This window comes from Streptomyces sp. NPDC026417 (assembly GCF_055567695.1).
In genome coordinates this window covers 71,706-86,801 of sequence record NZ_JBVHPY010000007.1, presented here as the reverse complement: position 1 = coordinate 86,801, position 15,096 = coordinate 71,706, and the positions used below count along the sequence as shown (strand labels likewise).

Sequence of the window (15,096 nt, the reverse complement as noted above, 5' to 3'; positions counted from 1 at the left end):
GCGCGGCGCGGGCGGCCGGGTGCGCGTGACCTTGACAGCCGACCGTATCTGACGGACAGTCAGAAACCCTTGTCCGCCAGGGATCCAGGAGGGACGCGGCCGTGCACCTCGCCCCCACCGAGCGCCAGCGGCGCCTGCGCGCCGACCTCCGCGCGTACTTCCGCGAGCTGATGCCCGAGGGGCCGCCGCCGGCCAACGAACCCGCCGCGCAACGGGAGTTGCTGCGCCGCATCGGGGCCGACGGCCTGCTCGGACTCGGCTGGCCCGTCGAGTACGGCGGCCGGGGACGGGGCCCGGACGAGCAGTTCGTCTTCTTCGACGAGGCCTACCGGGCCGGCGCGCCGGTGTCGATGGTGACGCTGAACACCGTGGGCCCGACACTCATGAGGCACGGCAGTGAGGAGCAGAAGGCCCGCTTCCTGCCCCGCATCCTGAGCGGCGACCTCGTCTTCGCCATCGGCTACAGCGAGCCGTCGGCCGGCACCGATCTGGCCGCTCTGCGGACGCGTGCCGTACGCACCGGCGCGGGAGGAGACGGGGCGGGCGGGGGCGAGGACTGGCTGATCGACGGGCAGAAGATCTTCACCTCGAACGCCCAGCACGCCGACTGGATCTGGCTCGCCTGCCGGACCGACCCTGACGCGCCCCGGCACCGCGGCATCTCGATCCTGCTCGTGCCCACGGACGCGGCCGGCTTCTCGTGGACACCGATCGAGACCGTCGGCGGTGTGGTCACGACGGCCACGTACTACGACGGGATCCGCGTCCCCGCCTCACACCTCGTCGGCGAGGAGAACGGCGGCTGGGGGCTCATCACCGAGCAGCTGAACCATGAGCGGGTCGCGCTCGCCGCCCTCGGCATGCAGGCCGAGGACTTCTGCGCCGCCGCGCTGCGAGCGGCCCGGACGGCCGACCCGGTGACCGGCCGACGGCGGATCGACGAGCCCTGGGTGCGCTCCCAACTGGCCGAGGCGCACGCCCGGCTGGCGGCGTCGCGCCTGCTCAACTGGCGTCTGGTGGCCGATGTGGGGGCCGGGCGCCTGGCTCCCGGCGACGCGAGCGGCGTGAAGGTCGCGGGGACCGAGTCCGCGGTGGAGGTGTACCGCCTGTGCCAGCACGCCGTGGGGGCGGACGCCCTGATCCGTGCCGGGTCGCCGGGGGCGTTCGGGGACGGCGGGCTGGAGCGGATGAACAGGGCCGCCCAGATCAACACCTTCGGAGGCGGGGTGAGCGAGGTGCAGCGGGAGATCGTGGCGACGATGCGGCTCGGGATGCGGAGGGGACGGCGGTGAGCGAGGAGTTCACGGCGCGCCTCAAGGCGTACGAGGGCCGGCCGGCCGCCGTCACCGGGGTGGGCCGGGATCCGGTGAACGGGCCGATGATCCGGCACTGGTGCGAGGCGATGGGCGACGCGAACCCGGCCTACACCGGGCCGGACGCCGTGGCGCCGCCGACCATGCTCCAGGCGTGGACCATGGGCGGCCTGTCCGGCCACCCGGGGCGCTCGGGCGCGTACGACGAGCTGCTGGGGCTGCTCGACGACGCGGGGTGCACCTCGGTGGTCGCCACCGACTGCGAGCAGGAGTACCTGCGTCCGCTGCGGCCCGGCGACGAGATCACCTTCGACGCCGTCATCGAGTCCGTCTCGGCGCGCAAGACCACCAAGCTGGGGGCCGGCCACTTCGTGACGACCCGGATGGACGTGAGGGCGGACGGCGAACTCGCGGGGACGCACCGGTTCCGCATCCTCAAGTACGCGCCCGCGCGCCGCGGTGCCGAGGAGCGCCGGCCACGACCGGTGGTGAACCGGGACAACGCCGGCTTCTGGGAGGGCGTCGCACACCGCCGGCTGCTGATCCAGCGGTGCGGCGGCTGCGGCACCCTGCGCTTCCCGTGGCTGCCCGGGTGCAACGCGTGCGGCTCCCCGGAGTGGGACACGGTGGAGGCGGGCGGCGAGGGGACCGTGTACTCGTACGTCGTCATGCACCACCCGCCCTTCCCCGCCTTCGACCCTCCGTACGCCGTCGGTCTGATCGAACTGGCCGAGGGGGTGAGGATGGTGAGCAACGTCGTGGGAGTGCCGTACGACAAGGTGCGGATCGGGATGCCCGTGCGGCTGCGGTTCGAGCGCTGCGACGAGGAACTGGTGCTGCCGGTCTTCGCCGCGGTCGACGGGGACGGCGGCTGACATGGACTTCACGCCCACCGAGGAACAGGCGGCGGCCCGCGGACTGGCGGGGCGGATCTTCGGCGACCTCGCGACGCACGAGCGGCTCACCGCGGCCGGGACCGGCAGTGATCCCGCCCTGTGGAAGGCGCTGTGCGCGGCCGGGCTGGTGACCGCCGTGCGGGACACGGGGCTGCTCGGTCTGGTGCTCCTGCTGGAGGAGCAGGGCCGGACGACGGCGCAGGCCCCGTTCGCCGCGAGCTGTGTGTACGGGCTGCTGGCGGTGTCCGCGCACGGCTCGGTGGAGCAGCGCGAGCGGCTGCTTCCGGCGATCGGGGACGGTTCGGCGGTGGTGTGCGGGGCGGTGGAGCGAGCGGGTCCGGTACGGGCGGAGACCTCGGCCGCAGGCGGTTCGCTCAGCGGTGTGGTCCCCGCGGTGCCGTGGCTGCGGGACGCCACCCACGTCCTGGTCGCGGACGACCGGCGCCGGCTGTGGCTGGTGCGGACCGCGGACGCCGGGTGCGAGCCGGTGGAGCTGACCGCGCCCTGGGCCGCGGGGCGGCTGGCTCTGGACGGCACCCCGGCCGAGCGCCTCGGCGGACCGGGTCCCCGTGCCACGGACCGCCGCCCGGTGGGCTCGCCCCGCGGCACCGACCAAGCGAGCGGCCGGCGGTCCGCCGTCGACCAGGTGTGCGACGAGCGGCCCGCCGACGACCAGGACCGCACCGACGTCGTGTACGCGGACGTGCTGGCCACCGCCCGTACGGCCTTCGCGGGACTGCAGGCGGGGGTCTGCGCCGGATCGCTGGCGAGGGCGGTGCGGCACACCAACACCCGGGAGCAGTTCGGCCGTCCCCTCGCCGCCAGGCAGGGCGTCCAGTTGCGCGCCGCCGACGCCCACCTCGACACCGAGGCGATCCGGGTGACGGCGTACGAGGCGGCGTGGCGGCGCGACGCGGGGCTGCCGTACGCCACGCACGCCCTGACCGCCGCCTGGTGGGCGTCCGAGGCGGGCCACCGGGTGGTGCACACGGGCCAGCACCTGCACGGCGGCACCGGAGCGGACCTGGAACATCCGGTCCACCGGCACTTCCTGTGGGGGCGCCAGCTGGAGTCGTACCTGGGATGCGGGAGCGAAGTGCTGCAGGACCTGGGGGAGCTGATCGCGCATGAGGAGGGGTGGGCATGAGGGCCGGTGAGCGGCTGCCGCCGCTGGAGATTACGATCACCCGCACGCTGATCGTCGCCGGGGCCATCGCCTCGCGTGACTACCAGGACGTGCACCACGACGCCGAACGGGCACGGGAGAAGGGCTCGCCCGACATCTTCATGAACATCCTGACCACGAACGGGCTGGTCGGCAGGTACATCACCGACCACTTCGGTCCGGGGGCCGTGCTGCGCAAGGTCGCCATCCGGCTCGGGGCGCCCAACCACCCCGGGGACACGATGGTGCTGACCGGCACGGTCGAGGACGTGGACGGCGACACGGCCACGGTGCGCGTCGTCGGCTCGAACGGCATCGGCAGACACGTGACCGGCACCGTGACGGTGACCCGAGCGCGCCGGGATCCCGCGGCGGGCGCCGACCGGACGGCGGGCGGCGCGCCGTGAGCGTACGGACGAAGGACCGCCTCGGCGGCCGGGCGGCGGTCGTCGGGATCGGGGCCACCGCGTTCTCGAAGGACTCGGGACGCAGCGAGCTGCGGTTGGCCGTGGAGGCGGTGCGGGCCGCGCTGGACGACGCGGGGCTGACGCCGGCCGACGTGGACGGACTGGTCACGTTCAGCATGGACACCAGCCCGGAGATCACGGTCGCCCAGGCGGCCGGGATGGGCGAGCTGTCCTTCTTCTCCCGCATCCACTACGGCGGCGGCGCGGCCTGCGCGACCGTCCAGCAGGCCGCGCTCGCCGTGGCGTCCGGAGTCGCAGACGTGGTCGTCTGCTACCGGGCGTTCAACGAAAGGTCGGGACGCCGGTTCGGTTCCGGGGTGCGGCACCGGGAACCCTCGGCGGAGGGCGCGGCGCTGGGCTGGTCGCTGCCGTTCGGGCTGCTCACGCCCGCGTCCTGGGTGGCGATGGCGGCCCAGCGGTACCTCCACGCCTTCGGGCTGTCCGCGGAGGCCTTCGGCCGGGTGGCCGTGCTCGACCGGCGGTACGCGGCGACGAACCCGGCGGCGTACTTCCACGGCCGGCCGATCACGCTCGCCGAGCACGCCGCCTCCCGCTGGATCGTGGAGCCGCTGCGTCTGCTGGACTGCTGCCAGGAGACGGACGGCGGCCAGGCGCTGGTGGTGACGTCCGTGGAGCGGGCGCGCGACCTGCCGCGTCCCCCGGCGGTGATCACCGCGGCGGCCCAGGGCGCGGGGCGGGCGCAGGAGCAGATGACCAGCTTCTACCGGGACGACCTGACGGGGCTGCCGGAGACGGGGGTGGTGGCGCGCCAGCTCTGGCGGACCTCGGGGCTGCGGCCGGCGGACATCGACGTCGGGATCCTGTACGACCACTTCACACCGTTCGTGCTGATGCAGCTGGAGGAGTTCGGGTTCTGCGCTCCGGGGGAGGCCGCGGATCTGGTGGCCGAGGAGCGGCTGCCCCTCAACACTCACGGCGGGCAGCTCGGTGAGGCGTACCTGCACGGCATGAACGGCATCGCGGAGGCGGTGCGCCAGCTGCGGGGCACGGCCGTGAACCAGGTGTCCGGCGCCGGCCGGGTCCTCGTCACGGCGGGCACCGGTGTCCCCACATCGGGCCTGATTCTGGGGTCGGACGGATGAACGAGGCGTGTGGTTGACGCCTGGGGACGGGGGCGGGTCTGTTCACTCGCCGTATGCATCGTCACAGACGTCTTGGGTGTCACAGCGGCCACCGGCGCGGCCCCACGGCCGCCGTCGCCCTGAGCCTGGTCCTGCTCCTGCTGTCCGGGACCCCGGCGGCGGGCGCGGAATCCGCCGGGCCCGAACCGTCCGGCCAGGGTCCCGAGCACTCCGGCGCGTGGGCCGGGCGGACCGGCGCCCGTCCGGAGTCACCCGGTCCCGGCAGCCGCTCCCGCGACCCCGGACCCGGGGAGGTTCAGGTCCCGGCCGACGGGCAGGACGGGGCGGCCGTCGCGGACGGCGCGGACCTCGGGGACGGGCAGGAGGCGGGCCCGGATCGGGACCCCGGGGCGTGGGAGGGCCGGGACTCGTGGCAGAGCCAGGACCCGTGGCAGAGCGGGGGCCCGCGGGAGGGCCAGGACGGTCCGGAGGGCGCGGACCCCGCCCCGGACCCCTGGCGGGAGCCGGAGGCGCGGCCCGTGCGGGACCAGCCGCGTGAGTCCGCGCCGCGACGCGGAGAGCAGGAGCGGCGGGAAGGGCGGCAGCGGCGGGAAGAGGAGCAACGCCGGGAAGCGGCGGCGCGGCGCGACGCGGCGCAGCGGAAGGCCGCGGCACCCCGGTTCAAGGGGTGGGCCTTCGACACCTGCCACACCCAGTCGACGGACACGATGCGCCGCTGGCTGGTCTCCCGCTACCGCGCGGTCGGTGTCTACTTCGGTGGCCGGGGCCGCGCCTGCCCGAACCAGCCGCTGCTGACGCACACCTGGATGAAGACGGTGAAGAAGCAGGGCTGGAAGGTGCTGCCGCTGTACGTGGGATCGCAGTCGCCGTGCGTGTTCGGCAGCTCCAAGCGGCACGTGGGCATCGGGAGCCACCCGTGGAAGCGGGGGACGACGGAGGCCGACGACGCGGTGCGCCGGGCGAAGGCGATCGGCATCCGGGCGGGCAGCCCGCTCTACCTGGACGTCGAGGCGTACGACCACCGGAACAAGAAGTGCGCCGCGACCACCCTGAGGTTCGTGCGCGGATGGAACCGGGAGCTCCGCAAGCGGGGCTATCTGCCCGGGTTCTACAGCAGCGCCGCCACCGGGGTGCAGCACATGGAGACCGCGCGGCGGGCCGGCGTGAAGGACCTGCCGTCGGTGCTGTGGTTCGCCCGCTGGCGGGTGAAGCCGCAACTGGCCAAGGAGCCGGTGCTGGCCCGGGGTGCCTGGCCGAAGGGACGGATCCACCAGTACGCGGGGAACGTGAAGGAGCGCCACGGGGGCCGCACGGTCCTCATCGACCGCAACACGATGGACGCGCCGGTCGCCCGCATCGGCTGAGGCGCGGGTGAGCGGTGGGGGGCGGTCGCGGTGGCACGTCAGGGGTGAACCCTCAGGGGCAGGGCTCCGCTCGTCCACCTTCAGGAGGTGGGGCGGGCCCCACTCCTACAACCTGAGGCGGACATGCCTTCGGGACCTGCGGCCGATCCGCCGAACGGGGGCCCGCTCCTAGCGTGGAGCCATGACCACACCCGTCTGCACCAGCGCTTCGAACGCCGCTACGTCAGCGAGGCAGACCCTTCCGTACCCGTCGTTCTCGTCGTACGTGAAGGCCCGTCAGCCCGTACTGCTGCGTACCGCACGGTCGCTGACCGCGAACCCGTGCGACGCCGAGGACCTGCTGCAGACCGCGCTGGCCAAGACGTACGTGGCCTGGGAGCGGATCGAGGACCACCGGGCGCTCGACGGCTACGTGCGCCGGGCGCTGCTGAACACGCGGACCTTGCAGTGGCGCAAGCGCAAGGTGGACGAGTTCGCCTGCGACGAGCTGCCGGAGCCGGAGGGGCTGCCCGCCGCGGACCCGGCCGAGCAGCAGGCGCTCCACGACGCGATGTGGCGGGCGATCCTGAAGCTGCCGGCCCGGCAGCGGGCCATGGTGGTCCTGCGGTATTACGAGGACCTGAGCGAGGCGCAGACCGCCGAGGTGCTCGGTGTCTCCGTCGGCACGGTCAAGTCGGCCGTGTCGCGTGCGCTGGGCAAGCTGCGCGAGGACCCCGAACTCGGCCCCGTCCGCTAGGGCCCCGGCGGGGTCCGCCTCCGCTCCGGAGGCGGGGCCATGGGCGCCGCCGCACTCCGGAAAAGCGCCGCTCGCCCGGCGACCAGTGCCGATCGCGAGAAAACGCAGCCTGATCGATCACCCGGAACTAGTGACATACCGCGCGGTATGTGCGCAGAATCAGCGCAACCTTTATTACCACCGCGTAGGCAATGACGCCCCGGGAGGACGCCGTGCTGAGCACGATGCAGGACGTACCGCTGCTGATCTCGAGGATCGTGACCCACGGGGCACGCGTCCACGGAACGTCGCAGGTCACCACCTGGACCGGCGAGGGCGCTCCGCAGCGCCGCTCCTACGCGGAGATCGGCGAGCGGACGGCACAGCTCGCCCACGCGCTCCGCGACGACCTGGGCGTCACGGGCGACGACCGCGTGGCGACGCTGATGTGGAACAACGCCGAACACGTCGAGGCGTACTTCGCGATCCCGTCCATGGGCGCCGTCCTCCACACGCTCAACCTCCGCCTCCCCGCGGAGCAGCTGGTCTTCATCGTCAACCACGCCGCCGACCGCGTGATCATCGTCAACGGCTCGCTGCTTCCGCTGCTCGCGCCGCTCCTCCCCCAGCTGCCCACCGTCGAGCACATCGTGGTCTCCGGACCCGGCGACCGCTCACTGCTGTCCGGAACGGCCGCGCAGGTGCACGAGTACGAGGAGCTGATCGCGGACAAGCCGACCGGCTTCGACTGGCCCGAGCTGGACGAGCGCTCGGCCGCGGCCATGTGCTACACCTCGGGGACGACCGGCGACCCCAAGGGTGTCGTCTACTCCCACCGTTCGATCTACCTGCACTCCATGCAGGTCTGCATGGCTCAGTCCATGGGCCTCACCGACGAGGACACCTCCCTGGTGGTGGTCCCGCAGTTCCACGTCAACGCCTGGGGCCTGCCGCACGCCACGTTCATGACGGGCGTCAACATGCTGATGCCGGACCGCTTCCTGCAGCCGGCACCGCTCGCCGAGATGATCGAGAGCGAGCGCCCGACGCACGCCGCGGCCGTCCCCACCATCTGGCAGGGACTCCTCGCCGAACTGCACGCCAAGCCCCGGGACGTCAGCTCCCTCACGCAGGTCACCATCGGCGGCTCCGCGTGTCCGCCCTCCCTCATGCAGGCGTTCGACGAGCTGGGTATGCGGGTCTGTCACGCCTGGGGCATGACGGAGACGTCCCCGCTCGGCACGGTGGCGCGCCCGCCGGCCCATGTCGTGGGCACGGAGGAGGAGTTCGCCTACCGCCTCACGCAGGGCCGTTTCCCGGCCGGCGTCGAGGCACGCCTGACCGGCCCCGGCGGCGAGCGGCTGCCCTGGGACGGCGAGTCCGCGGGCGAGCTGGAAGTGCGCGGGCCGTGGATCGCGGGTGCCTACTACGGCGGACAGGGTGCCGAGGTGCTGCGTCCCGCCGACAAGTTCAGCGAGGACGGCTGGCTCAAGACCGGGGACGTCGGGACGATCAGCGCCGACGGCTTCCTGACCCTCACGGACCGGGCCAAGGACGTCATCAAGTCGGGCGGGGAGTGGATCTCCTCGGTGGACCTGGAGAACGCCCTCATGGCCCACCCGGACGTCACGGAGGCCGCCGTGGTCGCCGTTCCGGACGACAAGTGGGGCGAACGCCCGCTCGCCACGGTCGTGCTGAAGGAGGGCGCCACCGCCGACTTCACCACCCTCCGCGCCTTCCTCGCCGACGAGGGCAAGATCGCCAAGTGGCAGCTGCCGGAGCGCTGGACGATCATCGAGTCGGTGCCCAAGACGAGCGTGGGCAAGTTCGACAAGAAGGTGCTGCGCCGGAAGTACGCGGCCGGCGACCTGGACGTCACCCAGCTCTGACGGCGGGCCGGACCGGCCGCACCGATCGCATGCGGGACCAACCGAGGGTTGGGGCACTGTTTCACGTGAAACAGTGCCCCAACCCTCGTGTGCGTGTGCTCAGTTCGTACCGATGCGGGCCAGCAGGTCGACGATCCGGTCCTGCACCTCGGCGCTGGTCGAGCGCTCCGCGAGGAACAGCACCGTCTCCCCCGCGGCGAGCCGCGGCAGTTCGGTCTGGTCCACGGCCGCGGTGTAGACGACGAGCGGCGTGCGGTTCAGCTGGCCGTTCGCCCGCAGCCAGTCGACGATCCCGGCGCGCCGGCGCCGTACCTGCATCAGGTCCATCACCACGAGGTTCGGCCGCATCTGCGCCGCCAGCGTGACCGCGTCCTCGTCGGACGCCGCCCGCGCGACCTGCATCCCCCGCCGCTCCAGCGTGGCCGTGAGCGCCAGCGCGATCTCCCCGTGCTCCTCGATGAGCAGCACGCGCGGCGGGTGCTGCTCCGAGTCGCGCGGAGCCAGTGCCTTGAGCAGTACGGCGGGATCGGCGCCGTACGCCGCCTCACGCGTCGCCTGACCCAGTCCCGCGGTCACCAGGACGGGCACCTCGGCGGCGACCGCCGCCTGACGCAGCGACTGGAGCGCGGTGCGGGTGATCGGGCCGGTCAGCGGGTCCACGAAGAGCGCGGCCGGGAAGGCGGCGATCTGCGCGTCGACCTCCTCGCGCGAGTGCACGATGACGGGACGGTAGCCGCGGTCGCTGAGCGCCTGCTGGGTCGTCACGTCGGGCGCGGGCCACACGAGCAGGCGCCGCGGGTTGTCCAGCGGCTCCGGGGGCAGCTCGTCGTCCATGGGCCGCGGCTGGGGCTGGTCGGCGACCTCGACGGCGCCGCCCGGACCGTCCAGCGGCTCGGGACCCTCGTCCGCGTTCCGGTCCGGAGCCCCTATGGCGTACGAGCGTCCGGCACCCTCCGTGCCCCCGGTGGGACGCGGCTGGCCGCCCTGCGGGTGGGGGCGGGCCCCGGTCTCCGGGCGCTCACCGGCCGGCTCGGGACGGGTGCCGAGCTTGCGGCGGCGGCCGGAGCCGTTGGTCTGGTGCGGGGGAGGCGTCGGCGTGCCCGAGCCGGGCTGAGCCTGGGCAGGCAGCTGCTGCGGAACGGACGCTTGGGACGCGGCGGCCGGGCGGCCGAAGGGAACGCCCTGGCCGAGTGTCCGCACACTGAACGCGCGTCCCTGGGTCGAGTTCGGGTCCACGGGCGCGGCGGCCTCGGCGGGCAGCGGCTGAGCGGCCCGGGGCTGGACGGGACGCTCGGGCGGGAGCGGGGTGCCGGAGGCGGGCGTCTGTCCCGCCGGCGCCTGGGCATCGGCGGGAACGGGATGACCGGCGCCGGAGGTGTCATCGGCGGCGGGCCAGGGCTGCGGCGCCTCGGAGGCGGTGCCCTGCGCGCGAACGCCGCCGGTGGTCGCGGTCGTTCCGCCCGGCCAGCCGGGCGGTGGCGTCTCGTGCTGCGCCGTCTCGACGGCCGGTTCCGCATCCGCCGGCCATGCCTGCTGCGGTACGCCGGGTCCGCCCTGCGCCGGGGACCCCTGGGCGGGCGTGGCGCCGGCGGGGACGCCGGCCGCGGGTGCGGCGGGAACCGGAGCGCCCGGAGCCGCCTGGCCCGGCGGCATCTGACCGGGCGTGCCGCCGTACGCAGGGACGGGCCCGCCGGACACGGCGGCACCGGGCAGGCCCTGCGCGGGAACCGGCTGCCCCGGGTCGACCGCACCGGGCGCGCCCTGTCCGGCGGCGCCCGGTCCCGGAACGGGCTGACCGGCCGCCGACCCCAGGGCCCTGCGGCCCGCGGGCGCCTGCCCGGCACCGGCCTGCTCCGGAACGGCCGGAGCGGGTACGGAACCGGGCCCGACCTGTGCGGCGGACCCGCCGGCCCGGACGGCCTGCCCGGGCGCCGACTGCGCGGGGACACCCGGGGCGGGAACACCCTGAGCCGGAGCCGGTACGCCCTGGCCGGGAACGCTCTGCGCGGGCACGCCCTGCGCCGGGGCGCCCGGGGCAGTCGCGGCGGGTGCGTCATCCGGAGCCCGGCGGGCGCGGCGGCGGCCCGTCGGAGGCGACACCGGATGCGGCTGCGGAGGGGTGTGGTCGTCGGCCGGGTCGTGCGCCATCACGTCGTGACGGCCGTCGTCCACGGCGACGCCGCCGGGAGCTGCGCCCTCGTACGCACCGGCCTCTCCCGCGGGGGCGGCCGCTTCGGCCGCTTCGTCCCCGGGAGCCCGGTCGGCGTCGGCGGGCGGCAGCGCGAACACCGTACGGGCGCCCGACTCCTGCGCCGCGGCCCGCTCGGCCGCTGCGGCCAGGGCGCGGCGACGGCGGCCGGTCGGCTGCGCGTCGGCGGCCTCGGCCGGGGTTCCGGCGTCCGGGGCGTTCTGGGCCGCGGGCAGCGCGGGCGGCAGCGCGTGCTGCTCGGTCTCGCGGCGCGCACGCCGTCCGGAGGGCGCGGGCACGCCCTGGGGCGGCACGGTGCCGCCGAGTCCCGTACCCACGGCGGCGGTGCCCGCGGAGTGTTCGCCGGCCATGACGACCGCACCTTCGGCGACGCCCCCGGCGTCATCCTCGGCGGGGCTCGGCCGCCCGCGCCGCCGTCCCGTGCCGCCGGGAGCGCCGGCCTTGGCGTCCTCGTCCTCGGATCCCTGCGCCGGGACCGGGACCTCGGCGGGCGCCGCGGCCTCGCCCGCACGGCGTCTGCGCCGCCCGGTGGGCGCGGCGGCACCCGGGGCCGGGTCCGCCGGGCCGGAGCCCGCCGTGGCGTCGGCCGCCGTGTCGGGGGACGCCAGTCCGCTCTCCAGGAAGGAGTCCACGGAGGACCGGCGGGCCCGCCGCCGTCCGCTCCCCTGCTGCGCGGTCCGGTCGGCCTGCTCCGGCAGGGCGATCTCGGTGCCGGGCACCGAGCCCGCCTCGACGGCGCCCGCCCCGCCGCCGATCGGCACTTCGAGGACGTACGCGCTGCCGCTCATCCCCGGCACCTCGTGCGTCTGCAGCACGCCGCCGTGCGCCCGCACGATGCCGCGGACGATCGGCTCGTGCACCGGGTCGCCCCCGGAGTACGGACCCCGCACCTCGATGCGGACGACCTCGCCGCGCTGAGCCGCCGCCACGACGACCGTGTTGTCCAGATAACCGCCCGCCGACACCGGCGCGTTGCCGGTCGCGTCGACCCCCGCCACATCGGCGACGAGGTGGGCGAGCGCGGTGGCGAGCCGCTCGGCGTCGACCTCGGCCTCGATGGGCGGTGCGTGCACGGCGAACTGCACCCGGCCGGGGCCGATCAGTTCCACCGCTCCGTCGACACCGGCCGCGACGACCGCGTCGAGCATGACGTTGGTCCGCGTGATGCTCTCGGCGCCCGCGTCCAGCCGCTGGTGCCGCAGCACGCTGTCGACGAGCGTGGTGATCCGCGAGTAGCCCGCGGCGAGGTGGTGGAGCACCTGGTTGGCCTCGGGCCACAGCTGCCCCGCGTCGTCGGCGGCGAGCTTCGACAGCTCGCCCCGCAGTTGGTCGAGCGGGCCGCGCAGGGAGGTGCCGAGCACGGCGAGCAGCTGTTCGTGGCGCGCGGCCAGTGCCTCGAAGCGGTCCTTCTCGCGCTCGGCGAGCGCCGCGTAGCGGTCGTCGCCCGCGGCCAGCTCCTCCGCGTGCTGCTCGCGCAGCGTCGCGAGTTCCTCCGTGTGCCGCTCGCGCAGCTGCTCCAGCTCGGCGGTGTGCTCGTCGGTGACCCGGCCGAGTTCCTCCGCGTGGCGGGCGGCCTCGGCCTCCTTCTCCTCGGCGAGCGCGTCGTACGGCCGCCGGTCGGTGAAGGTCATCACGGCGCCCACGAGCTGGTCGCCGTCGCGCACGGGAGCGGTCGTGAGGTCGACCGACACCTTGTCCCCGGACTTGGACCACACGACCTGCCCGCGCACGCGGTGCTTGCGCCCGGAGCGCAGGGTGTCGGCGAGCGGCGACTCGGCGAACGCGAACGGCTCGCCGTCGGCACGCGAGTGGAGGATGAGTGCGTGCAGGTCCTGGCCGCCGAGATCGCTGGCCCGGTAGCCGAGTATCTGGGCGGCGGCCGGATTGACGAGGACGACCCGGCCGTCGGTGTCCGTGCCCACCACGCCCTCGGACGCGGCGCGCAGGATCATCTCCGTCTGGCGCTGGGAGCGCGCGAGTTCGGCCTCGGTGTCGACCGTGCCCGAAAGGTCGCGTACGACCAGCATGAGCAGCTCGTCGCCGGTGTAGCCGTAGCCGTCGTAGGCCTGCTGGCCGTTCTCCAGGTTCGCGCTGGTGACCTCGACCGGGAACTCGCTCCCGTCGGTCCGCCGCGCGACCATCCGGGTCGGCTTGGTCCGTCCGCTCTGGTCCATGGACTCGGGCCGTCGCATCGAACCGGGGATCAGCCGGGAGTCGAACTGAGGGAGGAGATCGAGGAGGCCGCGGCCCACCAGAGCCGTCCCCGGGGCCTCGAAGGCCTCCAGGGCGATGGTGTTGGCGTTGACGACCGTCCCGTTGGCGTTGACCAGCACCAACGCATCGGGAAGCGCGTCCAGTATGGCTGCGAGGCGAGCAGCGCCTCGGGATGGCCTGCTGCTCACGAGACGCTTCCTCCCTGTTACCGCACCTTGCTGACCGCGAGGGCCATATTGCCAACCGTCCCGCAGCGTGTCACGCGAGGGAGTCTACGGGCAGAGGCTGCGCTCGCGATGCCGGATGAGAGGGAGGTCGCACGCAGAAGACACGTAGAAGCTGTGACTGCGCATTTCACCCCTCGGAGCCATGACTTGGACATGCCCCGCCCGTGCCCGGAGTGTGCACCCCGGGCGGCGCTGCCTAGCCGCGGACGTCGGGGAGCAGCGGCACGAGCGCGTTCCACCGCCCGATCTCGCAGCCGTCCCTCCGGTCGTACCTCGCGTCGACGGGGCGTCCGGCCCAGGTGCCCGTGACGTGCGCGGTGGCGGGACCGCCGTACTGCATGGTGCAGAGCGTGTTCTCGGGGACGGCGGCGAAGGGGTCCGTGCCCCAGCGGGCTCCCTGGTCCAGCTTGTCGCAGGCGCCGCGCACGTCGGGATGGGTGCCGCCGTCCGGGTGGCAGTCCAGTTCGTACGTGCCGTCGGCGGCGCCCGCGTGGTCGACGGTGACCACGAGGTGGTCGCCGGGGTCCGCGCCGCCCGCCGCGGGCGGCGGCACGAGGGGGGCGGACAGCGGATCCGGCAGGGGCACGGATCCGGCGTGCGCCGAGGGCGCGGCGGACAGGGCGGCGGCGGAGGCGGCCGCCGCGAGGGCGAGCCGGCGCAGGGTGACCCGGGACATGACAGGACTCATGACCGGACTAACGCCGCACGGCTCGCGTGGTTGCGCCACGGAGCCGGGCTTTGCCCTGTGGCCTGCCTGCCTAGTACCGTGGGGGGCGATTGGTGACACCCCGCTCGGCTGTGTCATCATCTGCACGCACCGTTCGCGCTCGCGCGGGTGGTTGTGCTGGAGGCGTCGCCTAGTCCGGTCTATGGCGCCGCACTGCTAATGCGGTTTGGGCCTTAAAGCCCATCGAGGGTTCAAATCCCTCCGCCTCCGCGCTCGGTATCGAAGCCCCGGTCGTCACGACCGGGGCTTCGGTCGTTCTCCGGTCTGTCGGAAGTGAGGCCGGCCGCGGCGGGCGCCCCTTGCGCTCCCGACCCCCGGGAACACCCCGATCCGGCCGTTTGTGCAGGTCAGGCCGGGTGCGACAAACGGATTTCGCCTCACGGCGCCAGTCATGTAATGTTGTTCCCGCAAAGCCGACCGGGCAGAAAAGCCCGGGAGGAAGAGCACCACAACAGAACACACAAGCACTCGTAGCTTAACGGATAGAGCATCTGACTACGGATCAGAAGGTTGCAGGTTCGAATCCTGCCGAGTGCACACAGGTTGAAGGCCCCCGGAGAGATCCGGGGGCCTTTTGCGTCGTCCGGTCCGGCGTCGTCATCGCCGGAGTCGTCGGCGGCGGGGCACACGCGGCTGTTCTCCGCGGAGCTCCAGGGCCGGTGGTGGACAGGGGCGGTGTCGGAGCCGGAGGCGGCCTCGGCCGAGGGGCGGCGGAGCTGGACGGGAAGCGGGCCGGGGCCGAGACCCATCCGTGGAGCGCCGGGCAGGCGCTCCGGGCGGCCGGGCGCTGTCAGTGGGGGTGTTTAC

The 15,096-nt window shown here is 74.1% G+C and carries 10 protein-coding genes and 2 tRNA genes; 10 read left to right on the top strand and 2 right to left on the bottom strand.

Annotation, left to right across the window (positions count from 1 at the left end):
- Positions 1 to 101: 101 nt before the first annotated feature.
- The 8 genes from ACZ4NT_RS13370 to ACZ4NT_RS13335 all read left to right on the top strand — a co-directional run bounded on the left by ACZ4NT_RS13370 (position 102) and on the right by ACZ4NT_RS13335 (position 8,912).
- The gene (locus ACZ4NT_RS13370) at positions 102 to 1,292 is read left to right on the top strand and encodes an acyl-CoA dehydrogenase family protein (protein ID WP_121404914.1); all 1,191 of its coding nucleotides are present in this window, start codon (positions 102 to 104) and stop codon (positions 1,290 to 1,292) included.
- Positions 1,289 to 2,188 carry a bifunctional MaoC family dehydratase N-terminal/OB-fold nucleic acid binding domain-containing protein gene (locus ACZ4NT_RS13365; protein ID WP_121404913.1) on the top strand — a complete coding sequence of 300 codons (900 nt, stop codon included), beginning with the start codon at positions 1,289 to 1,291 and terminating at the stop codon, positions 2,186 to 2,188. The genes ACZ4NT_RS13370 and ACZ4NT_RS13365 overlap by 4 nt, the downstream gene beginning before the upstream one ends.
- A 1-nt stretch (position 2,189) precedes the next feature.
- Positions 2,190 to 3,356: an acyl-CoA dehydrogenase family protein gene (locus tag ACZ4NT_RS13360; RefSeq protein WP_121404912.1), complete on the top strand. Its 1,167-nt coding sequence runs from the start codon at positions 2,190 to 2,192 to the stop codon at positions 3,354 to 3,356.
- Positions 3,353 to 3,781 carry a MaoC/PaaZ C-terminal domain-containing protein gene (locus ACZ4NT_RS13355; protein ID WP_121404911.1) on the top strand — a complete coding sequence of 143 codons (429 nt, stop codon included), beginning with the start codon at positions 3,353 to 3,355 and terminating at the stop codon, positions 3,779 to 3,781. The genes ACZ4NT_RS13360 and ACZ4NT_RS13355 overlap by 4 nt, the downstream gene beginning before the upstream one ends.
- The gene (locus ACZ4NT_RS13350; RefSeq protein ID WP_467725261.1) at positions 3,778 to 4,944 is read left to right on the top strand and encodes a lipid-transfer protein; all 1,167 of its coding nucleotides are present in this window, start codon (positions 3,778 to 3,780) and stop codon (positions 4,942 to 4,944) included. The genes ACZ4NT_RS13355 and ACZ4NT_RS13350 overlap by 4 nt, the downstream gene beginning before the upstream one ends.
- A 53-nt stretch (positions 4,945 to 4,997) precedes the next feature.
- Positions 4,998 to 6,308, top strand: coding sequence for a DUF1906 domain-containing protein (locus ACZ4NT_RS13345; RefSeq protein ID WP_467725259.1), 1,311 nt, complete (start codon positions 4,998 to 5,000; stop codon positions 6,306 to 6,308).
- A 181-nt stretch (positions 6,309 to 6,489) separates the two neighbouring features.
- On the top strand, positions 6,490 to 7,044 hold the full coding sequence (locus ACZ4NT_RS13340; RefSeq protein WP_467725257.1) for a SigE family RNA polymerase sigma factor: 555 nt from the start codon (positions 6,490 to 6,492) through the stop codon (positions 7,042 to 7,044).
- 191 nt (positions 7,045 to 7,235) lie between these two features.
- Positions 7,236 to 8,912: a long-chain fatty acid--CoA ligase gene (locus tag ACZ4NT_RS13335; RefSeq protein ID WP_467725255.1), complete on the top strand. Its 1,677-nt coding sequence runs from the start codon at positions 7,236 to 7,238 to the stop codon at positions 8,910 to 8,912.
- A gap of 99 nt (positions 8,913 to 9,011) precedes the next feature.
- Here the strand turns inward: ACZ4NT_RS13335 and ACZ4NT_RS13330 are convergent, their stop codons facing one another.
- The gene (locus ACZ4NT_RS13330; RefSeq protein WP_467725253.1) at positions 9,012 to 13,523 is read right to left on the bottom strand and encodes a PAS domain-containing protein; all 4,512 of its coding nucleotides are present in this window, start codon (positions 13,521 to 13,523) and stop codon (positions 9,012 to 9,014) included.
- Positions 13,524 to 13,758: 235 nt separating this feature from the next.
- A complete protein-coding gene (locus ACZ4NT_RS13325) occupies positions 13,759 to 14,250 on the bottom strand; it encodes an SSI family serine proteinase inhibitor (RefSeq protein WP_467725251.1) in 492 nt (163 codons plus the stop codon).
- Positions 14,251 to 14,408: 158 nt separating this feature from the next.
- Between ACZ4NT_RS13325 and ACZ4NT_RS13320 the strand changes: the two genes are divergently transcribed.
- A tRNA-Ser gene (locus tag ACZ4NT_RS13320) sits at positions 14,409 to 14,499 on the top strand.
- A gap of 254 nt (positions 14,500 to 14,753) precedes the next feature.
- Positions 14,754 to 14,826: transfer RNA gene (locus ACZ4NT_RS13315), tRNA-Arg, on the top strand.
- The last annotated feature ends 270 nt before the right edge of the window (positions 14,827 to 15,096 follow it).